23 protein-coding genes are annotated in these 25,760 nt (G+C 59.7%); 18 read left to right on the top strand and 5 right to left on the bottom strand.

Annotation, left to right across the window (positions count from 1 at the left end):
* The first annotated feature begins 238 nt into the window (after positions 1–238).
* From dnaN to I2E77_RS08850, 16 genes are all read left to right on the top strand, one after another.
* Positions 239–1,348 carry a DNA polymerase III subunit beta gene (dnaN, locus tag I2E77_RS08925; protein WP_191405232.1) on the top strand — a complete coding sequence of 370 codons (1,110 nt, stop codon included), beginning with the start codon at positions 239–241 and terminating at the stop codon, positions 1,346–1,348.
* 88 nt (positions 1,349–1,436) lie between these two features.
* Positions 1,437–1,676, top strand: coding sequence for an RNA-binding S4 domain-containing protein (locus I2E77_RS08920; RefSeq protein WP_087234933.1), 240 nt, complete (start codon positions 1,437–1,439; stop codon positions 1,674–1,676).
* Entirely contained in the window at positions 1,621–2,742 is a 1,122-nt protein-coding gene (recF, locus tag I2E77_RS08915) for a DNA replication/repair protein RecF (RefSeq protein WP_330608919.1), read from the top strand. Before I2E77_RS08920 ends, recF begins: the two co-directional genes overlap by 56 nt.
* A complete protein-coding gene (gene remB / locus I2E77_RS08910; RefSeq protein ID WP_087234935.1) occupies positions 2,708–2,980 on the top strand; it encodes an extracellular matrix regulator RemB in 273 nt (90 codons plus the stop codon). Before recF ends, remB begins: the two co-directional genes overlap by 35 nt.
* Positions 2,981–3,000: 20 nt before the next feature.
* Complete coding sequence (locus I2E77_RS08905) at positions 3,001–3,468, top strand: hypothetical protein (RefSeq protein ID WP_195451064.1); 468 nt, start codon at positions 3,001–3,003, stop codon at positions 3,466–3,468.
* A gap of 172 nt (positions 3,469–3,640) precedes the next feature.
* Complete coding sequence (gene gyrB / locus I2E77_RS08900) at positions 3,641–5,581, top strand: DNA topoisomerase (ATP-hydrolyzing) subunit B (protein WP_087234937.1); 1,941 nt, start codon at positions 3,641–3,643, stop codon at positions 5,579–5,581.
* Between the two features lie 120 nt (positions 5,582–5,701).
* Entirely contained in the window at positions 5,702–6,376 is a 675-nt protein-coding gene (locus tag I2E77_RS08895) for a hypothetical protein (protein ID WP_087234938.1), read from the top strand.
* A gap of 19 nt (positions 6,377–6,395) precedes the next feature.
* Positions 6,396–6,962, top strand: coding sequence for a hypothetical protein (locus tag I2E77_RS08890; protein WP_191405235.1), 567 nt, complete (start codon positions 6,396–6,398; stop codon positions 6,960–6,962).
* A 23-nt stretch (positions 6,963–6,985) separates the two neighbouring features.
* A complete protein-coding gene (locus I2E77_RS08885; protein WP_195451063.1) occupies positions 6,986–7,507 on the top strand; it encodes a flavodoxin family protein in 522 nt (173 codons plus the stop codon).
* Entirely contained in the window at positions 7,477–8,145 is a 669-nt protein-coding gene (locus I2E77_RS08880; protein ID WP_207738225.1) for a hypothetical protein, read from the top strand. The genes I2E77_RS08885 and I2E77_RS08880 overlap by 31 nt, the downstream gene beginning before the upstream one ends.
* A gap of 110 nt (positions 8,146–8,255) precedes the next feature.
* Entirely contained in the window at positions 8,256–8,606 is a 351-nt protein-coding gene (locus I2E77_RS08875) for a DUF6054 family protein (protein WP_087234941.1), read from the top strand.
* Positions 8,607–8,834: 228 nt separating this feature from the next.
* Positions 8,835–9,374 carry a YcxB family protein gene (locus tag I2E77_RS08870; RefSeq protein WP_087234942.1) on the top strand — a complete coding sequence of 180 codons (540 nt, stop codon included), beginning with the start codon at positions 8,835–8,837 and terminating at the stop codon, positions 9,372–9,374.
* Positions 9,375–9,469: 95 nt separating this feature from the next.
* Positions 9,470–11,995, top strand: coding sequence for a DNA gyrase subunit A (gene gyrA, locus I2E77_RS08865; protein WP_191405238.1), 2,526 nt, complete (start codon positions 9,470–9,472; stop codon positions 11,993–11,995).
* On the top strand, positions 11,985–12,638 hold the full coding sequence (locus I2E77_RS08860) for a lysozyme inhibitor LprI family protein (RefSeq protein ID WP_087234944.1): 654 nt from the start codon (positions 11,985–11,987) through the stop codon (positions 12,636–12,638). Before gyrA ends, I2E77_RS08860 begins: the two co-directional genes overlap by 11 nt.
* Before the next feature lie 307 nt (positions 12,639–12,945).
* Complete coding sequence (locus tag I2E77_RS08855; protein ID WP_087234945.1) at positions 12,946–13,491, top strand: NUDIX domain-containing protein; 546 nt, start codon at positions 12,946–12,948, stop codon at positions 13,489–13,491.
* A gap of 209 nt (positions 13,492–13,700) precedes the next feature.
* On the top strand, positions 13,701–14,312 hold the full coding sequence (locus I2E77_RS08850; protein ID WP_195451062.1) for a Type 1 glutamine amidotransferase-like domain-containing protein: 612 nt from the start codon (positions 13,701–13,703) through the stop codon (positions 14,310–14,312).
* A 279-nt stretch (positions 14,313–14,591) separates the two neighbouring features.
* Here I2E77_RS08850 and I2E77_RS08845 read toward each other — a convergent pair whose 3' ends face one another.
* Positions 14,592–16,901 (bottom strand): diguanylate cyclase domain-containing protein, encoded by a 2,310-nt coding sequence (locus I2E77_RS08845; protein WP_195451061.1) that lies wholly within the window; start codon positions 16,899–16,901, stop codon positions 14,592–14,594.
* A gap of 317 nt (positions 16,902–17,218) precedes the next feature.
* On the opposite strand from I2E77_RS08845, the gene gluQRS reads away from it, so the two are divergent.
* On the top strand, positions 17,219–18,193 hold the full coding sequence (gene gluQRS / locus I2E77_RS08840) for a tRNA glutamyl-Q(34) synthetase GluQRS (protein ID WP_087234948.1): 975 nt from the start codon (positions 17,219–17,221) through the stop codon (positions 18,191–18,193).
* A gap of 106 nt (positions 18,194–18,299) precedes the next feature.
* The gene (locus tag I2E77_RS08835; protein WP_087234949.1) at positions 18,300–18,737 is read left to right on the top strand and encodes a GNAT family N-acetyltransferase; all 438 of its coding nucleotides are present in this window, start codon (positions 18,300–18,302) and stop codon (positions 18,735–18,737) included.
* A 274-nt stretch (positions 18,738–19,011) separates the two neighbouring features.
* Here the strand turns inward: I2E77_RS08835 and I2E77_RS08830 are convergent, their stop codons facing one another.
* The 4 genes from I2E77_RS08830 to I2E77_RS08815 all read right to left on the bottom strand — a co-directional run bounded on the left by I2E77_RS08830 (position 19,012) and on the right by I2E77_RS08815 (position 25,286).
* Positions 19,012–19,470, bottom strand: coding sequence for a GNAT family N-acetyltransferase (locus tag I2E77_RS08830; protein WP_191448772.1), 459 nt, complete (start codon positions 19,468–19,470; stop codon positions 19,012–19,014).
* 118 nt (positions 19,471–19,588) lie between these two features.
* The gene (locus I2E77_RS08825) at positions 19,589–20,824 is read right to left on the bottom strand and encodes an ROK family protein (protein ID WP_172749756.1); all 1,236 of its coding nucleotides are present in this window, start codon (positions 20,822–20,824) and stop codon (positions 19,589–19,591) included.
* A 619-nt stretch (positions 20,825–21,443) separates the two neighbouring features.
* Entirely contained in the window at positions 21,444–22,694 is a 1,251-nt protein-coding gene (locus I2E77_RS08820; protein WP_195451060.1) for a [Fe-Fe] hydrogenase large subunit C-terminal domain-containing protein, read from the bottom strand.
* A 291-nt stretch (positions 22,695–22,985) separates the two neighbouring features.
* Positions 22,986–25,286 carry a helix-turn-helix domain-containing protein gene (locus I2E77_RS08815; RefSeq protein WP_195451059.1) on the bottom strand — a complete coding sequence of 767 codons (2,301 nt, stop codon included), beginning with the start codon at positions 25,284–25,286 and terminating at the stop codon, positions 22,986–22,988.
* Between the last annotated feature and the right edge of the window lie 474 nt (positions 25,287–25,760).

The raw sequence follows: 25,760 nt of genomic DNA, 5'->3' as shown, positions 1-25,760 counted from the left end.
TACAACCTTCCACAATGCATAAACATACAAAAAATGAAAATTCCGGCATTTTTTGCCGCGCCAGCACTGGGTTTCCGGAGATTTTCCACATTTCCCCGGCCCCTACTGCTGGTACTAAATCAAAAGCATTCCATTGCTATGCTTATAAAGAGAGAAAACCGGAAGTTGCGGTGGAAACCCCGCAAACAAGGTGGAAAACATCGAGCCGCTTGGCCCAAACAGATAAAAGGGTGATACAATGAAAATAACTTGCAGCAAACAACAATTGACGGAAGCCGTCTCCAATGTGCAGCGGGCCGTCTCGACCAAATCCTCCATCCCCGCGCTCGAAGGCATCCTCCTGAAAGCGCACGGGCAGGAGGTGACCCTCTGCGGGTATGACCTGGAGCTGGGCATGACCACCACGATCGAAGCCTCTGTGGAGGAGCCCGGCAACCTGGTCTTAAGCGCACGTTTGTTCGGCGATATCGTGCGCCGCCTCCCCGGGGAGCAGGTCTGCATCGCGTCCGATGAAAAGAACATCACCGCGATCACCTGCGGCCTGAGCGAATTTTCGATCGTCGGCATCCCGGCGGAGGAGTATCCGGAAATCCCCTCGATCACCGGGGAGACCACGATCGATTTGCCGCACAGCATGCTCAAGAGCATGATCCGCCAGACGATCTTTGCCGTGGCGGACACGGACGCAAAGCCCATCCACACGGGGACCCTGTTTGAGCTGGGCGGCGGCACGCTGCGGCTGGTATCCGTGGACGGGTACCGCCTGGCGATCCGCGAGGAGCCGGTGCAGGCAAACGAAGAGGCCAGCTTTGTGGTCCCGGGCAAGACGCTCAACGAGGTGACGAAGCTGCTCAGCGACAGCGAGGAAGAGACCCTTTCCCTGGTCGTAGGGCGCCGCCATATCCTGTTTAAGATCGGGAATTATACGGTGATCTCCCGGCTTTTGGAGGGCGAATTCCTCGATTACAAGGCGGCGATCCCCGCCGCAAGCAGCACCGAGGTGCTGGTCAACACGCGCAGCTTTATCGAGAGCGTGGAGCGCGTGTCGCTTCTGATCACCGACCGCCTGAAGAGCCCGGTGCGCTGCCTGTTTGAGGACAATGAGATCAAGCTGTCCTGTTCCACCTCCATGGGGCGCGCGAACGACCAGTTCGAAGCGCAGATTACAGGAAGTAATGTGGAGATTGGATTTAACAACCGGTATTTGCTCGACGCCCTGCGGAACGCGGAGGGCGACGAGGTCAAGGTGCAGCTGAACGGCCCCTTGAGCCCGATGAAGGTCCTCCCGCGGGAGGGGAACGCCTTCCTGTTCCTGGTGCTTCCGGTCCGCCTGAAGAGCGACAGCTGACGCCCCGCTTTGCCCGGCGTTTGCGAAAAAACCGGCGCGGCTGCCTGCGCAGCACGCAGCCCATATTTTACAGAAAAGAGACCGATCTATGAAGAAAGAAAGCATTTCGATCGACACAGAGTTCATCCGCCTGGACGCCCTGCTCAAACGCGGCGGCGCCGTGGATACGGGCGGGCAGGCGAAATTTGAGATCCAGGCCGGGAACGTGCAGGTGAACGGCGAGCCGTGTACCATGCGCGGGAAAAAGATGCGGCCCGGCGACCAGGCGGTCTATAACAACGTATGTTACGAGGTGTGTAGTTCTGAAAATACAGAGTCTGGCGTTTGAACACTACCGCAACCTCTGCGCGGGAAGCCTCACCCCCTGCCCGGGGATGAACGTCATCTACGGCAGGAATGCGCAGGGGAAAACCAACCTGTTGGAGGCGGTCTGGCTGTTTACCGGCGGGCGCTCGTTCCGGGGCGCGCGCGACGGCGAGCTGGTGGCCTTCGGCCAGGAAAAGGCGGCGCTGCACCTGCAATTTTACAGCGAGGAGCGCGAGCAGGAGGCGGAGCTCACCATCCAGAACGGGCGGCGCAGCGCGTCGCTCAACGGCGTGCCGAAGCGCTCCCCCGCGGAGCTGGTCGGCAAATTCCGCGCCGTGCTGTTCTCCCCGGAGCACCTCTCCCTCATCAAGAGCGGCCCGGCGCTGCGGCGGAATTTCATCGACGCGGCCCTCTGCCAGGTAAAGCCGGCCTATGCGCCGCTTCTGTCGCGGTATCACCACACGCTGGTGCAGCGCAACGCGCTGCTGAAAGACATCCCGCGCCACGCTGAGCTCTTGGATACCCTGGAGATCTGGGACGACCGCCTCGCGCGGTACGGCGACGCCGTGGCAAGGGAGCGCGCGGCGTACATACAAAAAATCGAGGCGCCCGCGCGGGAGCTCTACGCGGGGATTTCGGAAAATAAGGAACAATTTGGAATACAGTATCAAAAAAGCGCCGAAAATCTAAGGGAGGCATTGGCGGCGGCGCGCCGGGACGACCTACAGAGCGGCCACACCACGGTGGGGCCGCACCGCGACGACCTGGAGGTCACCGTGGACGGCGTCTCTGCGCGGGCCTATGGGTCCCAGGGGCAGCAGCGCTCCCTGGTGTTGGCGCTCAAGCTGGCCGAGGCCGATGTGCTGGAGCAGGAGGGCGGCGAAGCGCCGGTCATCCTGCTGGACGATGTGATGAGCGAGCTCGACGCCGGCCGGCAGCATTACCTGCTCAACCGCTTGGACGGGCGGCAGGTGTTTCTCACGTGCTGCGAGCCGGGCGCGGTCAAGCGCCTGGAGGAAGGCGCGCTGTTTGAAGTGCGGAGAGGAGAACTTTATGTACCTACATCTGGGGCAGGACACGGTGATTAAGATGGACGAAATCGTCGGCATCTTCAATATGGAGACCTCGACGATCTCCAAAACCACACGGAACTACCTGGCGCAGGCGGAGAAGGCCGGAAAGGTCGTCAACGTCAGCATGGAGCTGCCGAAGTCCTTTGTGCTTTGCCGCGACAGCCAGAACCGGGAGACGGTCTATATCTCCCAGATTTCCTCGTCCACGCTGTTGAAGCGGACGGGGTACATCGACGAAATTTCCAATGTTTGAAACAGTAGAAGGGGAACATCATGCGACTCATGCTTCCAAAATGCCCGCACTGCGGGAAACAGGTCAACTGGTTCCGCGCATGGGCTCTGAAAACACGGGGGGAATACCGCTGCGGGAAATGCGGCGAATGCTCGAACGTCTCGCTGGATAAAGCGCTTTATCCGCTTGCGGCCGTGGCAGCCATCGCCGGCGCGGTGTTTTTCGTCCTGTTTGTGACACTGGTGCAGGAATTCAGCTTTACCTCCCTGGTTCTGATCGCCGTCCCGTTTTTGCTTTTCTTTTTGATCAGCCCGTTTTTTGTCCGCCTGCGGCCCATCCAGCCGGCAAAGATGCCGCCGGCTCCGGGACAGATGCACGATACGCAGCGCGTGGACCTTCCGCGCGGGGGCCAGCGGCAGAGCCAGGCGCCCGGCCGGACGGCCAGGGGCGCACCCAGCGGCGGGGAATCCGGGCGCCGTCCGAATCCGCGGACGGCCCGGCGGTTATAGCGCCTTTTGAACATCGCGGAAGGTTTTTTGAAACAGGCTGGGAATGTGCCGGAAAAAGCGGCGGCCTGCCGGATTTGGGCGGCCAAAGGGCCGGGAAAACCAGGGCCCGCTGCGGCCGCAGGCAGGAAAGGTCCCGCAGCCTTTATGTGTGTTATTGGGGGAATCATGTAACATGGATATAAACGAAGTCTTGCAAACGAATCAGACATACGACGAAAACCAGATCCAGGTATTGGAGGGGCTGGAGGCTGTCCGGAAGCGCCCGGGCATGTACATCGGCTCCACCGGGCCGCGCGGCCTGCACCATCTGGTCTATGAGATCGTGGACAATGCGATCGACGAAGCGCTGGCCGGGTACTGCGACAAGATCGACGTGGTGATCCTGCCCGGCGACGTGATCCGCGTCACGGACAACGGGCGCGGCATCCCGGTGGGCATCCAGCACAAGACCGGCCTGCCCGCGGTCACGGTGGTCTTTACGATCCTGCACGCGGGCGGCAAATTCGGCGGCGGCGGCTATAAGGTCGCGGGCGGCCTGCACGGGGTCGGCGCGTCCGTGGTCAATGCGCTGTCCGTCTGGCTGGAGGTCGAGGTCTACCACGAGGGGAAGATCTACCACCAGCGGTTTGAATACGGCAAGGCGACCGGCGACCTGGAGGTCATCGGCGACTGCCCGGCGGACAAGACCGGCACCACCGTCACCTTTAAGCCGGATGCGTCGATTTTTAAGGACACCACGGTCTATGACTATGAGACGCTGCAAAAGCGCCTGCGCGAACAGGCCTTCCTGAACGCGGGCGTACACATCGAGCTGCGGGACGAACGCGACCCGGAGAACCTTTTGCAGGACAACTACTGCTATCAGGGCGGCATTTCCAGCTTTGTGGAGTTCCTCAACAAGGAGAAGGAGCCCATCCACGACGACATCATCCATTTCTCCTGCACGGCGGCGGACAACAACTCCACAGCGGAAATCGCCATGCAGTACAACGACTCCTATAACGAGCTGATGCTCAGCTTTGCCAACAACATCCACACCACGGACGGCGGCACCCATGAGGACGGCTTTAAGCGGGCGCTCACGCGCGTGATGAACGAATACGCCCGCAAATACAACATCCTCAAGGACAACGACAAGAACTTGTCCGGCGAGGACGTGCGCGAGGGCCTGACCGCGATCATCAGCATCAAGGTCAAGGACGCGCAGTTCGAGGGCCAGACCAAGGCGCGCCTGGGCAACACCGAGGTCGGCACGCTGGTCAGCCAGCTGGTGTCCGACAAATTGGCCACCTACCTGGAGGAGAACCCCGCCACGGCGCGCACGATCTTTGACAAGGCGCTGTCCGCCTCCCGCGCGCGGGAGGCCGCGCGCAAGGCGCGCGAGCTGGTGCGGCGCAAGTCCGAGCTGGAGACCGCCTCCCTGCCCGGCAAGCTGGCCGACTGCCAGAGCCGCAACCCCGACGAGACCGAGATCTACATCGTCGAGGGCGATTCCGCAGGCGGGTCCGCCAAGGGCGGGCGCGACCGCAAATACCAGGCGATCCTCCCCCTCTGGGGCAAGATGCTGAACGTCGAAAAGGCGCGCCTCGACAAGGTGTACGGCAATGAAAAGCTGATGCCGGTCGTTACGGCGCTGGGCTGCGGCATCGGCGAGGAATTCGATATTTCCAAGCTGCGCTATGGGAAGATCATCATCATGGCGGATGCCGACGTAGACGGTTCCCATATCCGCACGCTGCTTTTGACCTTCTTCTTCCGCTTTATGAAGCCGCTTGTGGAGGAGGGCCACATCTATCTGGCACAGCCGCCCCTGTTCCGCGTGAGCAAGGGCAAAAACCACTATTACGCCTTCTCCGACAAGGAGCGCGACAAGCTGATGGCGGAGCTGGTCAGCGGGTATGAGATCCAGCGCTACAAGGGCCTCGGCGAAATGGACTCCGAGCAGCTTTGGGAGACGACCATGAACCCCGAAACCCGCACGATGCTGCGCGTGGAGGTGGAGGACGCCGCCGCTGCGGACGAGGCCTTCACCATCCTGATGGGCGACAAGGTCGAACCGCGCCGCGCGTTCATCGAAAAGAATGCGAAGTACGTCCAGAACCTGGACATTTAACCCCTGTGCTGCCGGTCTCCGGCAGACGGAAGAAAATTCGTTTGAATGGCCCATGCCGGTTCCCTGCATACGGGCTGTACGATGGCGCATTGCGCCGGAACATACAAAGGAGAATCCTACATGAAAGACTTTACGAAAGAAAACGAAGAGACCGCCCAGCCTCCGGAACCCCAGGGGGTTGAGGCCCCCGAACCGGAATTTTTGGAGGATGAAGAGCAGGAGGAGGCCGTCCAGTGGGACGGCAGCGACGCGGAGATCGTGTCCGAGGGCGCCGACCAGGAGTACAAAGACACCATCACCGGCGTGAAGCTCTCCTATGTCCTGACCGAGGAGGAGATCCGCACCTGTATGCGCGGCACGCAGTTTGGCAAACGGCGCAAACGGCGCATGCGCATCGAGCTGGTGGTCTTTTCCGCGCTGCTGTTGGGATTCCTGGTCTTTTTCTTTTTGAAACGCAACCCGGACAACCTGTTTTTTGCCACGGTCTGCGCGGCGATGATCTTCATCATGATCTTCCTGCCGGACATCCGCATCAAACAGGACGCCAAGCGCAATGCGAATGGCAAGGAAATCTGCATGGAGATCTATCCGCATAAGATCGAGATGGGCCGCGGGGAAAACCAGTGGGAGATCCCGTTGGACGGCTCGTGCAAGAGCGCGATTTATCAGAAGAACATCGTCGTGTATTTCAAGGGCGACGATATGGTGATCCTCCCCATGCGCTGCGTGGAACCTTCGGTCCTGCCGGAGGTGCGGGCGATGATCCAGGCGGGCACGCAGCCGCGGGAGGATTGACCGGAAGGAGGACTGCCCTTTGCCAACGTTTTACGAGGGGGAACCCATCGCGGTGGTGCACCAGACGCTCACCGCGGAGGAATATGCGCAGGCGGCCGTGTTTGCGGAAAGCCACCGTTCGGTTTGGAGCCGCAGAGGGGTGCGCGCGGCGGCGGCGCTGACCGTGGCGGCCCTGGCGTTTTCCTGTATCCCGGTCTACCGGTATCAATACGCCACGGCCTGGATTCCCATTGCCGTGGGCTGTTTGGGCGTGCTGCTGGCGGCCTATTTTTTCTGGTTCCAGCCGGTGCGGATGCAGAAACGCGCGGCGGCGGTCTTCCAAAAGAACCGCTTTTGGCAGCAGCGCTGCAAAATCGCCTTTTACCGGGACAGCGTCTGCTGTGAAACCGCTTATGAAAAAATCAGCGGATATTGGAGCGATTATTACGCATGCTATGAATGCCCCGCGTATTTGGTCGTGGCGGGCGGTTGGGACCGGCATCTGCTGATTGTCGATAAAAAGCAGCTTTCCCCCGGACAGCGGGAGGCCGTGTCCGCCCATATGCGCGAACAATTCGCCAACCGGTATCTCTGGGCCAAACAATAGGCGGGGGAACGGAGGAACGATCGATGCGTGAAAACCATCGCTTTCTGGTAATCCAGGATGTGGAGCAGGCGGAACCGGTCCGGGAGCTGGAGCCCCCCTTTGCGGGCACGGTGTTTTCGGACAACGGCACGATCCGCCCCTGCACCGGCTGTTTCGGCTGCTGGATCAAAACGCCCGGACGCTGCGTGCTCCCGGACCCATACCGGGATATAGGGGCCTATCTTGCCAACAGCGGCGAGCTGGTCCTTGTGAGCCGGTGCTGCTTTGGCGGGCCGGGCCCGTTTGTCAAAAATGTGCTGGACCGGTGCATTTCGTATGTCCATCCCTATTTTGTCATCAAAAACGGGGAGATGCACCACCGCCAGCGGTACCATCATTCGTACGGTTTGACCGTGGCCTTCTACGGCGGGGCAACGCCGGAGGAACAAAGGACCGCGCAGGAATGGGTGCAGGCCATGGCGGTGAACCTCTATGGCCGGGTCAACGAGGTGCGCTTTGTGGAACAGCCGCCGGATTGGAGGGATTTGCTACGGACATTGCTTTGATTTGCGGAAGCCCAAAGGGAAAAAACAGCGCGTCCTGGGTGATCTTGCAGGGGCTGCGCGATGCATTGCCCCCGCAGGCAGCGGTGCGGGAATACGTCATCCGGACCGCCCCCCTCCCGGAACAGGCGCTGCGCGGGATTGCCGCCTGCGATGTGCTGGTGTTTGCCATGCCGCTCTATGTGGACGGCCTGCCCTCCCATATGGTGGGCGCGCTGCTGCAATTGGAAGCGGATTTCCGGGAAACGCCGCAGAAGGAGCGGACAGCCTATGCGCTCGTCAACTCCGGGTTTTATGAGGGCCATCAGAACGCCCATGCGCTGCACATGCTGCGCCATTGGTGCCGCCGTGCGGGGGTGCGCTGGGGCCAGGGGATTGGCGCCGGCGGGGGCGGGATGCTGCCGGAGACGCAAAACATCCCCATGGGCCACGGGCCCAAAAAGCGCCTCGGGCAGACGCTCCAAACGCTCGCGGAGGCCATCGTTTCCGGCGGGCAGGCGGAAGACCTCTATATCACCCAGAATTTCCCGCGCGTTTTGTACCGGATGTCTGCGGAGTCCGTCTGGCGGCGGAAAGGGCGGAAAAACGGCCTTTCGAAACAGGAGCTCTTTGCAGCGCCGGGCGAGGGACCTACGGCCTGACGGCCGTCCGTTCCGATGGGCCAAACGGGAATTGGCCGATCGGAGCGGATGGGACGGGCGGTACGGCGGCTTTCAAACCGGCCATATGCAAACTAAGGAGGAAGGAATCCATGGCACAATTTGAGAAGGAACTCCATGATGCGGATTTCTACACGGTCTTGTCCCTGTTGGAGAAGGAAATTCTGGCGAGCGGCGCCTCCGTGGAGCTGGTCGGCACTGCCAGATACGACTTGGGGGATACGCAGGTTGCCGTCCGTGTGTACGACCGCTATTTTATGCGCAACGCCAGCCGCGCCAGCCTCACCTTGACGTTGGTCGGGCACGGCGGCACCGTGCAGGTGTCCGCCATCGGTGCGGGCGGCGGCACTGGTGCGTTCACCCACTTCGATTGGGGCACGGGGGATGCGTTCGTCCAACTGGTGAAGAAGATCCTGTCCAAGGGCCCATTTGAAGGGATGTAGGCATCCAAGCAGAACAAACGAAATCCAAAAATACGATTTGTATTATTTATTTTAAAATATACATATGGAAATGAATTTAATTTTCCCGGCGGGCAGAAACGGGCGGCGTGCGCTTTGAGGCGCGGGCGCTTGGGGCAAGCCTGCACCACCAGGCAGGGCTTTTTTGGCCCCCGTGCATCGAAGCGGGGCCGGTCCCGTGGCCCAGCACGCACCGGGATAGGAGGACAAATGGAACAACAGACACCGCTGCTCTCGGTCAGCTTTTTACCGACCAAACAGGATTATGCCGATTATCAGATCGCCGCGTGCAATGCGGCCGCGTCGCCGGGCGAGCGGCTGTTCCTGCGCGCCGCCGGGTTTGTGCTGGTGGTGGCGGGCTTTGTGCTCTGCCTGCTCTTCGGCGTGGGGAACCCGCAGAATACGGTATTTTTCTCGCTTTTGGTGCTGCTGGGCCTGGCGGTGGGCTTTTTCCACGATTCCATCCAGCCCCTGCTGGTGCGCAGCCGCGCGCAGTCGTTTTACGACCACGCCGGGGAGCGCATGACCGCGCAGTCCCTGTCCTTTTTTGCGGACCATGTGGACGTGAAATCGGACCGCTATGCGGCGTCCCTCCCCTATGCGATGCTCTCGGTTTGGGAGGATGGCCGCATCCTCCTGCTGCGGCTGGGGCCCGGCGAATCGCGGTATGTCCCCAAGCGGGCGCTCTCCCCGGAGGATGTGCAGAAGCTCCATGCGCTGTTCCCAACCGGCGGGCAGACGCAGAAGTGAAGGCGCGCCCCATTTCAAGAAGATCAACAAGTTGTTTTTTGATAAAGCGGTCCATGGGATCGCCGTAGGCTCGAAAGAAAGGATTGGTTTCTACAATGCAAGACATGCAGGAAAACGATCGCATTATTAACGTAGATCTGGAAAAGGAGATCAAGAAGTCCTTTTTGGATTACTCGATGTCGGTCATCGTGTCCCGCGCGCTGCCGGACGTCCGCGATGGGCTCAAGCCCGTGCATCGCCGCATCCTCTACACGATGTATGAGAACGGCCTGAGCCCCGACAAGCCGTACCGCAAATGCGCGGATACCGTCGGTTCGGTGCTGGGCCGGTACCATCCGCACGGCGACGCCTCCGTCTACGACGCGCTGGTGCGTTTGGCGCAGGACTTCTCCATGCGCTATATGCTGGTGGACGGACACGGCAACTTCGGTTCCGTGGACGGCGACCCGCCCGCTGCCTACCGTTATACGGAGAGCCGCATGAGCAAAATTGCGGTCGAGATGTTGCAGGACATCGACAAGGAAACCGTCGATTTCATGCCGAACTACGACGACCGCCTGAAAGAGCCGGTTGTGCTGCCCAGCCATTTCCCGAACCTTTTGGTCAACGGGTCCACGGGCATCGCGGTCGGCATGGCGACGAACATCCCGCCGCACAATATGGGCGAGGTCATCGACGGTATGTGCTGCCTGATCGACCACCCGGACGCATCGCTCGACGAGCTGATGCAGTACATCAAAGGGCCGGACTTCCCCACCGGTGCCATCATCATGGGGCGTGCGGGCATCCGTGCGGCCTATGCGACGGGCCGCGGCCGCATCACGGTGCGCGCGCGCGCGGAAATCGAGGAGGAAAAGAACGGCCGGTTCAGCATTGTGGTCACGGAGATCCCCTACCAGGTGAACAAGGCGCGCCTGATCGAGAGCATTGCGACGCTCGTCAAGGAAAAGCGCATCGACGGCATCTCCAACGTGGAGGACCACTCCGACCGCCAGGGCATGCGCATTGTCATCACGGTCAAGCGCGACGCCTCCCCGCAGATTGTGCTGAACAAGCTTTATACATTTACGCAGATGCAGACGACCTTCGGCGTCATCATGCTGGCCATTGTGAACGGCGAGCCAAAGACCTTGACGCTCAAGGAAATTTTGCAGAATTACATCGACTTCCAGGAGGACGTCGTCACACGCCGCACGCGCTTTGAGCTCAAAAAGGCCGAGGACCGCGCGCATATCCTGGAGGGCCTCAAAATTGCGGTCGATTTCATCGACGAAGTGGTCTCGATCATCCGCACCTCCAAGGACCGCGCCCAGGCGCGCCAGCGCATGACCGAGCGGTTCGGCCTGGACGATGTGCAGACGCAGGCCATCGTGCAGATGCAGCTGGGCGCGCTGACCGGCCTGGATCGCCAGAAGCTGGAGGACGAGCTGGGAGCGCTGCACCTCAAGATCGAAGACCTGAAGGACATCCTTGCCAACGAGAGCCGCGTGCTCGCCATTGTCAAGGAGGAGGCGCTCGCGGTCAAAGCGAAGTTCAACGACGAGCGCCGCACCGAAATCGCGGCGATCAGCGGCGAAGTGGACATCGAAGATTTGATCCCGGAGGAGGAATGCGTGCTGACGTTGACCAACTTCGGCTATATCAAGCGCCAGAAGGCCGACACCTACCGCACCCAGCGGCGCGGCGGCCGCGGCGTCTCCGGCATGACGCGCCGGGAGGAGGACGTGGCCACCGAGATGTTCGTCATCAACAGCCACGACTATGTGATGTTCTTCACGGACCTGGGCCGCGTCTACCGCCTGAAATGCTATGAGGTGCCGGAGGGCGCGCGCACCAGCAAGGGCATGAACATCGCCAATCTGCTGCCGATCGCCCAGGACGAGCGGGTCACGTCCATGATCCGCGTGCCAAAGCTCGACGAGGACGGCTATCTGGTGATGGTCACGCGCAGAGGCGTCATCAAGCGCACCCCGCTCTCCGCGTTCCAGACCACCCGCAAGGGCGGCGTGATCGCCATTGACTTGGACGAGGGCGACGAGCTGTGCTGGGTCCGCCTGACCAACGGCAGCGACGATTTGCTGGTCGCGACCAAGAAGGGCATGGCGATCCGCTTCAGCGAGAACGACGTGCGCGCCATGGGCCGCACGGCCCGCGGCGTCAAGGCCCTGACGCTCAAGGAGGGCGACTGCGTGGTCGGCATGAGCGTTGTCCGCGAGGGCGGGCTGGTCCTGACCGTCAGCGAGACGGGCTACGGCCGCCTCTCCTCCACCGACGACTACCGGATCCAGTCGCGCGGCGGCAAGGGCCTGACCAACTACCACGTGGAGAAATACGGCGACGTGGCCGCCATCAAGGTGGTCGACCTGGACGACGACGTCATCCTGATCGCATCGGACGGCGTGATCATCCGCATCCGCGCGAATTCCATCCGCGAGTGCGCGCGGCCCAGCAAGGGCGTGCGCGTGATGCGCCTGAACGAAGGAAGCCGCGTTGTCACCCTGGCGCGGACCGCCCACGAAGAGGACGAGGAACCGGACGATCTGCCGGAGGACGACGGCGACGCCGGGGACGAGGATTTGACCGAGGAACCATCGGAACAGGAGAACAGCAATGAAGAATAAATGGATTGCCATTCTGCTGGCGGCGGCCGTCGGGTTTGCCGCCCTGGTGGGGTGTACGGGGGACAACGGCACGGAGGACCCGCCGGGCAGCAGCTCCGCGCCCACGTCCAGCGCTTCTTCCGAGGAGAGCGCCCCGGCGCCCGCCCCGCAGCCGGACGGCGAAGCGCCGTCCACGCCGGAGAGCTCCACGGAGCCCGCGCCGGAGCCGCCGGAGGACAGCCCCGGCCAGGTGCTGCCTGTGGAGACGGAAAACCCGGGTTTTGACGAGAAATTCGCGGACAACCCGATCGACCAGGCGTATATCCAGGACAACAACCAGGCGATCTCCAACAAGGATATGGTGGAGGTCTCCCAGAAATACGCGGAGATCTGGCGCGAAGAGGTGGCGTATGCCTACGAAACCCTGCTGGAAAAGGTCTCGGACGACCGCAAGGCTACGCTTGAGAGCGAGCAGCAGGCGTGGAGCGACGGGACCGAAGCGGCCCTGGAGGAATTCCGCGCCGACGCCCAGGCGGTCGGCGGCACCATGGCGCAGGTCGATGAGGCCAGCCGGGTGATGGATTATTACCGCAGCCGGGCGGTGGAGCTTTACGAAGAGTTGTATGCCATCGACCCGAACTATACGTATCACTTCGAGGGATAAGGGGAGGCATGCTATGCCGCCCATCATAGGACGGGCAAATACATATTCCAATTTGTAATATGTATGTTATTTTATTCGTAAAGTATATTTTTTACTGCGCAAAGCCCCGCATTTCCCTTTTTGGGCCTTCCTTTTGCAAATGGGCCGGAAGGGACGTTTGCCTTTTTGCGGCGGCGAGCAAGCGCAGAACGGATTAACTTTTAGTATTATCAACCGAGTTTTCAACAATGTGATGAATTTGTCAAATACAAATTGTTTTATAGATTATTTATATTACGTTTTGTATTTTAAATAAGGAGGCCGGACCATGAAATTGATCGAAAAGCAGTTGGGCCGCACGGATATCTACAAGGGCCGGATCATCGAGGTCGCCGTGGACGACGTGGAGCTCGAAAACGGCGCCAAATCCAAGCGCGAGCTGGTGATGCATCCCGGCGGGGTGTGCGTGGCGGCGCTCACGGGACAGGACGAGATGCTCTTTGTCCGGCAATTCCGCTATCCGTACCAGGAGGTGGTGTTGGAGGCCCCGGCCGGGAAATTGGAGCGCGGCGAGGACCCCTTTGAAGCCTGCAAGCGCGAGCAGCGCGAGGAGACCGGCACCACCGCGGAGCAGTATTTGAACCTGGGGCTGCTCTACCCCACGCCCGGCTATTGCGACGAGATCCTGCACCTCTATGCCTGCCGGATCACGGGGTACGGGGAATCGCAGCTGGACGAGGACGAATTCCTGGAGGTCGAGCGCATCCCGCTGCAAAAGGCGGTGGAGATGGTGATGGACAACACCATCAAAGACGCGAAGACCCAGGTGCTGGTTTTAAAGGCCGCCCGCCTGGTGGAGCAGAAAAAGCTATAACAATCCGTAAAATAGTTTTAAAAATTACGAGTTGTAAATAAAATGCGTCCGAAACTTGCATTTTTGAAACGGCCCTTCCTCCACATATCCCATGGGATGGGCGGCTGCGCTTTCGCACGCAGGGCTGGAAACCGGGCGCCTTATAGACGCTTCGCGGTATCGGAATGCCCATCAAACCGGCGAGGTTTGTTTACAGGGAGGAAAAAGCGATGAAAAAATTGCTACTGGTATCCATGTTTCAAAATGTCTCCCACCTCTTGCAGCGGGTGATGCCCGATTACAAAGGGAAATCGGTCGCCTATATCCCCACGGCAAGCCTTGCGGAGGAACCGGGCGATTGGGCCGCCCTGGAAAAGCAGAATTTGGAACAGATGGGGCTGGTTGTGGACGAAGTGGAGGTCTCCACCGCCCCCTATGCGGCCATCCAAAGGGCGCTGCAAAAAAATGACCTGATCTACATCGCGGGTGGGAATACCTTTTTCCTGCTGCAAGCGCTGAAACAGAGCGGCGCGGACCGGCTGATCCGCGAGGAGGTCCACAAGGGGAAGCCCTATATCGGGGAATCGGCGGGCGCCATCGCCGCGGCCCCGGACATCGCCTATTCGTCTGCGATGGACGACCCCGGGAAAGCGCCGGGATTACAGGACTATACGGGGCTGCATCTGACGGAATGGTATCCGGTGCCGCACCGGGGCAACCCGGAGTACGGGGCGGCGGTCGAACAGATTGTGGCCGCGTACGCTTCCACGCTGGACCTGAAGGTCATCGACGACCACCAGGCGCTTTTCGTGGAGGACGGCCAGGTGGAGGTTTTGAAGTAAGGAAACCCCAAAAGGAAACCAACGGCCCTTGGCCGTTGGGGCTCCAAGAACCCGAATAGAAATCGGGAAAGCTTTCATAAAATTGCATATGCAAAAAGCAACAAAAAAAGCGGTGCCCTTTGTGAGCGTTTCAGGCTCAAAAGGACGCCGCTTTTCTGCGTATGTATGGCGATTGCACCAGCGCCGTATGGGCTGGCTGCAAGGCGTTTTTGGTGCCGCACGGTTTTGGCCTCGGGGCGCGGAGCGGCCCGGCTTTGCCGGCCCTCCCCCTCCGCCCGCTCAGGGACGGAGGTTCTTGTCCAGCAGGTCGTTCGTCCCGGCCTTTTTATAGGGGGTGATGTCAAAGCAGCACATCAGGACGGCGGGCCGGTTGTGCCAGGTCACCATGGAGGTGTCGGTCATCAGCCAGAGGTCCAGGGACGGATGGTAGACCTCCTGCAAAAGGCTCTGGTTTTTCTCCGTCAGTTTCCGGAACAGGCATTCCGTGCAGGGATGGTCCCGCCTGAAAAAGGCTTCGTAGCAGTGCATGCCGATTTGCGCGCTCGGGAAGATCTGGCCCAGGCAGCGGTTCACATAGAGCAATTCATACGACTTCGGGTCGATCAGGTAGATCCAGGTGCTTTGGTTTTCGAGGATCGAGCGGATGGACTCCTCGGCCTGTACGGTGCGCTGCTGGGCGCGGTGCTTCAAGAGGAATACGCTCAGGATCTCCGAGATAAACGCCAGCGCGTCCACCTGGTCCTGCGTCCAAAACCGGTTGATGGAGCAATCGTCAAACCCGACAAACCCGCGGAACACGCCGTTGTCGTAGATGGCGCTCTGCAACAGGGCCTTGATCCCCTGCGGGGCGAGGATGGCATAGGGCTCTTCCTCCAAAAGGCGGATGTCGCGGCAGTAGAAGATGCCCTCCTCATTGAAGTTATCCCGGTAACGGTTGTTTAAATCCTTTTCATAGGAGATACAGCGCAGGTTGTCAATTTGCGGGGAGATGCCCTCGTTGCACCATTCGAACGTATTGCGGCAATAGCTCCCGTCCTCGCTGTCCTCAAAGATATACGACCGGCTGACGTTGAACTTCTTCCCTACCATCTCCAAGATGGATTGGACCGCTGTCTCTACGTCGCGGGAGTGGTACAGGATGTGGAAGCAATGCTCGGAAAGGTAGTCGAGAAGGTTGCCCGTCCCGTCCGCATCCACTTTTTCCTCGGGGATGGACGCCGGCTGGGTGTAAGGGCGCAAAATGCGCTCCTGCTGGTAGGAGCCGTCGTAGACGTTGTACTGGTTTTTCCCGTTCTTTTTGGATTGATAGAGCGCCAGGTCCGCGTGGCGGTACAGTTCTTTGAAGCTTTTCCCATGTTTGGGATAGATCGCGGCCCCGATGCTGCAGGAGAGGGCGATGCTGGGGGAATTCTCCATGCCGTTGTTCACCGTCTCGATGTCCCCCAGCTCGAGGATCAACTGTTCCGCCTTTTTCTGAACGATGGAAACATCCTGGATGTTTTGGATATGGATGATGAACTCGTCCCCGCCGAGCCGCCCCACCGTGTCGGTGCTGCGGAAATGCGTTTTCAGGCGCTGTGCGGCGTCCACCAGGATGGCGTCCCCCACCAGGTGTCCCATACTGTCGTTGATATGCTTAAAATTGTCCAGATCGACGATTAAGAGCGCCGAACAATCGCCGTCCGCCGCAGTGTTGAGATACTCCTCGATGCGTTTTTGCGAGGCCACCTTGTTCAGCAGGTTGGTCAGGGGATCGCGCTGGGCGATCTCCAGCAGTTTTTCGGCCTGCCGCTTTTCGCTGTCGATATCGACCAGCAGGCCGATGGCATGGACGGGATGGTTGGCCTGGCTGGTCTGCACCGTCATGCGCGCGCGGCACCAGAGGTACCGCCCGTCCGCCGTGCAGATGCGGAACTCCAGGTCGCTGTGCAACGCGCCCCGCCGGATGGAGCGCAGGGCCTCGGCCACGCGCTGCCGGTCCTCCGGGTGGATATGGGAATCGCCGTGCAGGATATGCCTTGTGATATGCTCCCTCTGCGGCATGTAGCCGAATTTCGTCTCCCACTTCGGGGAGCAGAAAAAGGAATCCGTCTCCATATTCCATTCGATGATGATGTCGTCCGTCTGGTCAATGAGGATCTGATGGCGTTCCAGGCTGAGGCGCAGCTGTTCTTGGAGCTTTTTGCCCTCGGTGATGTCCGTCAAGGTGCAGCAGAGCGTATCCGGCTCGCCATCCCGCTGCATCAGATGGCTCTGCTCCAAAATCCAGAGCGTATGCCCATCCCGGTGCTTGACCCGGTATTCCAGGCAGTGGTCCGTTCCGGTTTCCATATGCTTCTGAAACGCGCGGGTGACGGCCCGGCGGTCGTGCGGGTGGATCATGTCCAGGTAATGGTTGTGAAATTTTTCCCGCATCTCCTCCGCCGTATAACCGAACAGGTTTAAAAACCCGCGGCTTACCTCCAAAATGGTCCAAACGGGGTCGGGCAAACAGCGGAAAATCCCGCCGGGAATGCCGTCGCACATCAGACGGACCAACCCCGGCTGTGCGGGCAGCTCCGTCGGCCTGATCGATCGATTGTCCACCATTTTGGTTCCCCCTGACATCTTAAAGGATTCCCAGACCATGAGAAGCTTCTTCCGAGCGTGAAAACGGACGGCTGCCGGATCGGAAAAGAGGTGGCCCGCCGGATGTAAAAAATACCCGGCTATCCCGTCTCGCGCCACTGTTCTTCCAATTTATCTATTTTTTGAGGAATCCTATGCGAATTTCTGTTTGTTTTATTATAGCGTTTTGCCTTATATAAGTCAAAAGAAAATAAAAAAAGTTCTGGGGCGGCCGGAACCTACCGCAAAAGGCCCGTATATGGTATACTGGACGGGAACAACGGCGTTGGAGGGAAACGATGGACATAGAAGGGAAAAACAGGATCACCGGGCGGTTTGCACCCTCCCCCAGCGGGCGCATGCATGTGGGGAACCTGCTGAGCGCCCTGCTGGCGTGGCTTTCGGCGCGCGCGGCGGGGGGCCGCATGGTCCTGCGCATGGAGGACCTCGACCCGGACCGCACCTCCCGGGCGCTGGCGGACCAATTGGAGGACGACCTGCGCTTTTTGGGGTTCGACTGGGACGAGGGCGGCTCGGCGGGGGGACCGAACGGGCCGTATTACCAGAGCGGGCGGACGGGGCTTTATGCGGAAGCGCTCGCGCAATTGGAAAAACAGGGGTTGCTCTACCCCTGCTTTTGCACGCGCGCCCAGCTCCATGCCGCGGAAGCGCCGCACAATTCGGACGGGGAAACAATCTACTCCGGCCGGTGCCGGGGGCTGGCCGCGGAACAGATCGAAGCGCAGGCCCGCCTGCGCGCCCCGGCGGTGCGGCTGCGGCTGCCGGACGAGGCCGTGCGGTTTGTGGATGGGCATTATGGCCCTGTGGAACAAAACCTGGCGCGCGAATGCGGGGACATCATCCTCCGCCGGTCGGACGGCGTGTTCGCCTACCAGCTGGCCGTGGTGTTGGACGACATCGCCATGGGGGTCACCCAGGTGGTGCGCGGCCGGGACCTGCTGTCCTCCACGCCGCGCCAAATGTATCTCTACCGCCTGTTCGGTGCGAGTCCCCCGCAATACATCCATGTCCCGCTGTTGCTGGCGCGGGATGGGCGGCGGCTTTCCAAGCGGGAGCACGACCTGGACCTGGGCGCTCTGCGGGCGCGCGGGTTTTCCGGCGAGGAGATCGTGGGCCGGGTGGCCTATCTTGCGGGGCTTCTCCCCCATCCGCGTCCCGCCCGCCCGCGCGACCTGCTCCCCCTGTTTTCCTGGGAAAAGGTGCCGAAGGAAAACCTGGTGCTCCCGGAGGACCTGTTCCGGGACGCCCAATAGGGCTTGGCCCGGTTTGCCGCCCCGGGCGGGCCGCGGAGCGCGGTTGAACCCCGGGGATGGCCCCGGTCATGCAAAAAGATCCCCTTGGGAGAAAGGATGGGTTTGGATGGAGATCCGGCAGCTCCGGGAGACGGAGATGGAGGAAGCGCTGCAACTGGTGTGGGAGGTATTCTGCGCGTTTGAAGCGCCGGTCTACTCCGCGCAGGGCGTGGAGGAATTCCGGTCGTTCCTTCAAAACCGGGAGGAGATGGCCCGGCAACAGTTCTTTGGCGCTTGGGAGGGCGGCCGGCTTATCGGCGTGCTGGCCACGAGCGGGCCGCACATCAGCCTGTTCTTTGTGCGCCGGGAGTGGCACCGGCGCGGCGTGGGAAGGGCGCTGCTGCACGCGATGGCATCCGCCGCAGACTATCCGGAGATGACGGTGCATTCCTCCCCCTATGCGGTGGAGGTTTACCGGCGGTTTGGGTTTGTGCCGCTTGGGGGCGAGCGGGAGGAAAACGGGATTCGCTATACGCCGATGGTTTGCAGGCATTGGACGTTTTGACGCGCTGCCCGCAGGGCCGCCCCTGCGGGCAACAGCCCTCCCCTTTCCCTTCTGCATGGGGACGGAGGGCGCTGCACAATCGGATGGAAGCCGCCGCTTCCACAGGCCAACCCTTCCAGAAAAACCGAAACGGCGTCCAAGCGGGTGCATACCCCCTTGGACGCCGTCTTTTTTGTGCCATGCTTTCCCAGCGGTTCTTTCCCAGCCGCCCTTTGGCGTTTGCCGCTTCCCCGCTTTCCCAGCGGGCGCCCTTGCGGCTGCCCTGCAAAAAGGCTTACCTGCCCAGGATATTCTCCGAAGCATTTTCCCCATACAGCCGCTTGGAAAATTTGTAATGGAAATTGTGCATGTCCTCCCGCAGGTAGAAGCGGTGCGCGCCTTCGCGCAGCTGGTTGGTGGCCGCTTCGATTTGGGAGCAGCCCCGCTTCCTGGCCATTTGGCAGGCGCGGTCGAACATCTCCCTGCCGACCCCTTTGCCCCGGCAGGATTCCGCAACGGAGAATTCCAAAATCTCCGCAATGCGTTCCGTGTGATGCAGCTGCTCCTCCATGCGCAGGTTCAGTGCCGCGACCACGGAGCCGTTGTACTCATAGACCAGGCAGTAATAGCGGCTGTCCTGTATCTGCTGATAGTAAATTTCCGAAAACCGTTGGTAGGGCAGTTCTTTCTGCTCCAGTTCACAGATCAGTTGATAGATTGCCCTGCAATCCTCCAATGTGCTTTTCCGGTACATAGGTCCCCCGATCCTTTCCCCGGCCGCCGCAAGAGCTTGCAAAGGGGCGTTCCCACCCCTACAAAGAAGCCCGCCCTTTTGCAAAAGGGGGCGGGTTTCCAGTTCCCTACGGAAAGCCTTATTTTTCCTCCGGCATATCCATCAGCTTGCCCGGGTCGGAGAGCACCTGCTGGGCCGCGATGGCTGCCGCACCCATCAATACGGGGTTTTCCGGCATGGAATCGAGCTCGATCACAAGTTCGTTGCAGATCAGCGGATTGACGCAGTCGTGTACGCGCTTTTGGACAATCGAGAGGAGCAGCTCGCCGTCCACCTGGGTCAGCTCGTCGCCGATGACAATCAGGCCCGGGTTGAACTGGTTGATGAGGTTGATGATCCCGATGGCCAGGAACCCGCAGACCTTCTCATACTCCTCGCGCGCAACCGTGTCGCCCGCGCGCACCGCCTCGGAAATCTTTGCAGTGCTCAGGTCGTCGGGCGTGAGCATGGAGGACTCGCCGTTCCGGATGCGCTTCTCGATGTTTTCGCACAGGACGATGAAGGAGCAATACTTTTCCAAGCAGCCATAGTTGCCGCATTCGCAGCGCGGGCCGTTGAAATTGATGGTGTTGTGGCCAAATTCCCCCGCGAGGCCGCGGTGGCCCAAAACCAGCTTGCCATCTGTGATCATGCCGCAGCCGACCCCCTGCCCGGCCAGGACATAGATCATGTTCCGGATGCCGTATTCCTTGCTGCGATACCACAATTGTGCAAAAGCGCCCGCGTTGGCGTCGTTGACAATCTGGATCGGCACGGTGAAGTCCTTTGTCAACGCATCCTTAATTGGGAAATTGTGCCAGCCGGCCAGCTCCGTGACAAAGAAGATGCTGTCCCGTTCCTCATAATACGGGCCGGGCATCGCCATGCAGACCACGGGGATCTCCGTATCGGTGTTTTCCTGCAGCATGGTGTAGATGGCGGTGCGGATGCGCGTGATGGTGATCTGTACGTTTTCCTTGGGGCCTATTTTGTACTGCTTGACGCCGTACAATTTTCCGGACAGGCCCGCCAGGCACAGATAGAACGCGCTGCGCGTCATGCGGATGCCGATCACCTTGTACTTTTGGTCGTTCAGGGAAATGCCGATGGAACGGCGGCCCTTGCTGCCGCTCATCAGGCCGGTTTCGATCACAAGGCCACAGGCAATGAATTCATTGATGATGTTGGTGATCGTGGCCTGTTTCAGGCCGGACAGCTGGGAGAGCGTGGCGCGCGAACAGATCCCCTCCTGCCGCAAAAGGTCGAGCACCAGCGCGCGGTTGATCAGTTGGCTTTTTTCTTGATTGATGCTTTTCCGGGTATTGTATTCGTTCATGTTTTTCCCACCCATCTAAAATGAAATGATTGGTAAAGGATCTGGTAATTTCTTTTATTATACACGCAACGATTCGACAAATAATTCTAATATTAAATTAAATATGTACAAATAGCACCATTTTCTCTAAAAAAATTTATTTTTTATAGAAATCATTTAGAAAGAACACATAAAATCCATTTTCAACTTGAAAAGTTTTAATATAGAACCCATAGATAAATTTATGGCAGGGCGTTTTATCCGGCTGGAAAGGGCCGCGCGCCCCGCGGGAGGGTTATTGCAAAAATGGGATTTTTACAAATAAATTTCTATATGAGAAGGCTTTCGAAAGGGGGCCGGAAGAGACGCCTGGGAGACCTCCGGCCGTTTTTCCAGCGGGCCCGCCCCTGTATGGGCGTAGCGGGAGACCGGGGCCGGTTTTGATGGCGTTGGGTTGGCCGAAAGGGATATGTACGGTGGGCGCAAGACGGCCCAACCGGCAAAAGCCCGGCCGGTTTGCGCGGCCAGGCCGGCGAGGGCTACGCAGGGCCGCCCCGCACCTGCATGGCCCTGTGGCGGAGCGTATCCAAAAGGGAGGAAGGCTGCGCACAGGCGCCGCGTGGTTGCCTTTCCCCGCACGTTAAAATGTGCGGGTAAAGAGGGTGTCGTTCTCCAGCAGGCTTTCCACGGTTGGGAATCCCAACCGGTGCAGCAGCTCGATCACATAGGGGTTGTCCACCGGCGTCGGCGTGGGGGCCTCTTCCCCATACCGGTTGACGTTGTCCCGGGCAAGCTCCTTGCCGATCAGTGCGCGGGGGCCGCCCACGCACCCCCCGGCGCAGCCCATCCCCTCCAGGAAGTTGGCGTCCAGCTTCCCCTCCTTGAGGTCGTTCAGAAGCTGTTTGCATGCGGGGACGCCGCTGGCCTGCACCGCATGCACCTTGATTTTGCGGCCCGGGTTCAGGCGCTGCACGCAGTCCTGCACCGCCTGGCTCACGCCCCCGGCGCGCGCGTAGATGCGGCCGCCCGTCGAGGAATGCTCCCGGTTGTCCTCCGCCATCATCTCCGGGTGGATGTCCGCAAAGTCGAAGAGGTCGCGCACCTCCTGGAAGGTGAGCACATAATCCACCGCGTCCGCAATGTCGGGCTCGCGCGCTTCGGATTTTTTCGCCAGGCACGGGCCGATAAAGACCACCTTTGCCCCGGGCTCCAAGCGCTTGATGGCGCGGCCGCAGGCCACCATGGGCGAGACCGCCGCGGGCACATGCGGCATCAGTTCTTGATAGACCCGCCGCAGCATGGCGATCCACATCGGGCAGCAGCAGCTTGTCAATTGGTAGTCCTGGTCGGTGAGGATGTTCGCATCGAATTCCAGCGCCTCTTTCAGGGTCAGGATGTCGGCAAAGAGCGCGACCTCCACCATGCCCGCAAAGCCCAGCGCTTTGAACGCCGTGCGCAATTTGCCGGGCGTGACCTCATCGGAAAACTGGCTGATGACCGCCGGCGCGACAATGGCGTAGACCGGCGCGCCCCCGCGGTGGATCAGGTCGAGCGTGGGCAGGATGTCCTTGCTTTCGACCAGGTTTTTCGCTTTGCAGCGCTCCACGCAGGCGGCGCATCCCACGCACATCTTGCTGTTCACCTGTACATTGCCGTTTTCGTCGGTGTAGAGCGCGTCGAACAGGCACTTCCCGGCGCAGTTGGCCGCCTCCTCTTTGGAGCAGTTGCAGTCGCCCACGCGCCAGACCGTGGGGTATTTTTCCGGGTTCAGCAGGCAGTCGAGGTGATGGGGGTCAAAATCCTCCTGGCGGAGCTTTTCCAGCTCCTCTTCGCTCTTGCCTTTTACGGAGGCGCGCACTAGGCGGCCGTAGAGCGCGTTAAAGGTCGGCATATGATCAAATCCTTTCCACAGGGGCCCTGCACGGGCCCGCAAGATCGTTGCCCCCGCAGAGGGTCCGCTTAAAGGGCGCCCAGGCGGGACGCCTCGCCGTTTGCAGGGGGAAAATAGCGTTGCGGCGGGCTCCCCCATATTTCGCGGGACAGGCCGCCGCCGCATCTGTTACACTAGGGTTACCAAATTTTTTCCCTGCATTCCAAAAAGCCGCCTTTGCAGGGCGGCGCCTTCCCCCAGCCCATGGGCGCGCAGCCGCCGGAGAAGGCGCGCGGGCGTCCCGGCGGACGGTCAGGGCGAAACGTCCCCCGCCCCCTTTTGGGCCGCCGCGTGGGAGGACGCCGATTGCCGGTACCAGCCGGGGGTCACGCCCTCATATCGTTTGAACGCGCGGTTCATGGTGATCGAGTTGGCATACCCCACCATGGCGGAGATGTCGCCGATGGTGTGGTCGGTGTGGACGATCAGCTCTTTGGCGCGCTCAATGCGGAATTTGTGCAGGTAATCCAGGAACCCCACGTTGAGTTCGGATTTGAACAGGTTGGAGAGCACCGGCAGGCTGATGTGGAAATGTTCGGCCACCGCGCTCGCCGAAAGGTTGATGTCCTGGTAATTTTCCCGTATGTATTGGGTGATCTGCTCAATGCGCTTCCCCTGGGGGCGGGATTGTTCTTTTTTCGCGTCCAGATAGGCGAAGATACGGTATGTACACTGGCACAGGGAATCAATGCTGCGCGGCTTGCGGAAGGTTTCCGCGTTTTGCAGATGGTTCAGGAGTTCCGGGTCGAGGTCGCTGTCCGAAAGGGAGAGCAGGATGGCGTCCGTCAAATAGAAGATCTGCAATTTTGCCTGGGGCATTGCGGCCGGATGTTTGGAGCAGGACTCTTCGATTTCCTTCACAAGCGCTGCGGCCTGCTGGTAATTGGCGGACTGGATGGAATTGGAGAGCTTATTCACTTGCGCCAGGAATTCCCGGCAGCCGTTTGGCCCGGACATCAGGCTGGACAGGCGGCTATAGGTAGCGGTTTTTCCATGTTCGCCGGCCAGAAGCTGGTAATCCGCCACCTGCGTGGCTTCATGGTACGCTTCGTGCAGCTCGTCCAGCGAATGGTGTTCGCCGCTTAGGGCGATGGAGACCTGCATGTGCAGCTCCGAGACGGTAAACGCCTGGATGGCTTCCGCGCACGCCTTGACCTCCTCCAGGCCGCCGCTGTCCAGGCCGACCACGCCGAGAAAGGACGTATGGTCGGCGACGACATAGGCGGCGAACCCACCGTTGAGCAGGAACGAACGGCATGTCTCCTTTAAAAGGCTCCCCGCCTCTTCCTGTTGGATGGGCGGGGACTCGGCGTCCGCGTCCTCGTCAATGGATAGGATCAGCACAACAAACTTCTGGCAGGCAATGGGGAACCCGCCCTGCCGCAGCGCTTCCGCGATGTCGGGCGAAAGGAAGATTTCGCCTTTCAGGACGCGGGTGGTGAGGCTTGCCGCTAAAAGGTCGCTTTGCGAATGGAGCTGGGTCTCGTAATCCTTGGCCCTTTCCGAGAGTTGCTGGACCGTGCTCGCCACCATTTGGAATTCGCTCTCATCCCGGCTGCCCTTTTTGACAGGCAGCGTATCCACCAGTTTTTCGACCGGCCGGTATAACGTTTTCGAGAAGAAATAGGAGAGGCTCCCGCCTGCCAATAGGGTTACGACCAGCGTGTTGAAGATGGCGCCGGCCATGACCACGATCCATTCCTGGACGCCTGCGTCCGGGATGGCGATCACCTGCTGGAGCGTATTGTTGGAAAACCCCTGATGGTAGACGAAATAGGTCTGCCCGTCCCACGTCCTTGCGCTGAAGGGCGGCAGGGCGGAAACCTGTTTAAAGTCCAGCGGCAGGTTGCCCGGCTGCCCATAAGCGTTGGCGGAAGAAATGCTCCGGTTGTTTGCCGTCAGGAAAAGCGTCTGGGCGTCCTCCGGCAAATAGTAATAGCTGAGATCTTCGGCAATCCGGCTGCTATTTACGCCGATCATCCAGACCACGCCCGGGTAAATCTGCCGCACGTAGACGAAGCGGGCGAAATCCATGTTTGGATCTTGGATAATGGTGCAGGTGCCCTCTTCCCCGGCCTGGATCAGCTGGTCCCATGTGGCGGCGTCCATCCCGAACAGCCCCGTCACGATCCCGCTTTCCAGGGGATCGACATCGGCCGATTTGTCGAACACCCGCCCGCTTTTCTGAAAATAGAGGAACATGGGCTGGTCCGTGGCAGGGATGGTCTTGCGGACCGTACGCAGGTAAGAACGGACAAAATGTTGGGCCTCTGGCGATCCCAAAGGGATGTTTTCAGATGTTGCCAGTTCCGCCATCCCATCCAGCTGGGCGATGCGTGTGCCGGCTTCTTCTATGTAAGACAGCATGCTCTCGGTATTCTTCATGCTTTTTTCCACCATGGAATGGTAAGATTCGATGGTTTCTTCGCGCTGTGTTTTCTCGTTGGCCAGGTACTGGGTCAACATCAACATGCTGCAAAGCAGCGTCACGGCAAAAAACGCGGCCAGCAGCTTATAAAAGCTTTTCCCGCGGTATGGTTTTGTCTTTTTCAAAACGCAATCTCCCTTCTCCCTAAAAACAGCCACGGTTCCACGCAGCATCATCCCCAATACAAACCCGGCCTGCCCTCTTCCCCCAAAGCGCCAGCGCCACAGCGGCCATACATCTGGAGATTGTGGCTACAGAAGCGGGGCGCTTCCGAGTTATATTTTACCGGGTTTTAGATATATTACATAAAAACTATATATTATAAAAATAATATCCCATTTTATACATAAATATAGCAAGAATCAAACCTTTTGATCTACATTTTCTAATAAAATTTAGCGGAAGACGTAATTATTGCTGTGAGGAAGCCTATAAAATACTGAGAAATAGACGAATTCCCCACACAATTTGCGGACAAAAAATTTTATTTACGCTATTATACATGATTTTATCGCAGGGTAGATTCATTGAGGGAGTAAAAAGCAATTTATTTTAAAGGAACTTTGCAAAAAGCTGCTTTTTTGCCGGGCATCGCTCCC

Source organism: Anaeromassilibacillus sp. 1001302B_160321_C8 (assembly GCF_015554745.1).
In the GTDB taxonomy this organism is placed as follows: domain Bacteria; phylum Bacillota; class Clostridia; order Oscillospirales; family Acutalibacteraceae; genus Anaeromassilibacillus; species Anaeromassilibacillus stercoravium.
Note: the sequence above shows the minus strand (reverse complement) of the source record. Positions and strands in the feature narration are given on the sequence as shown.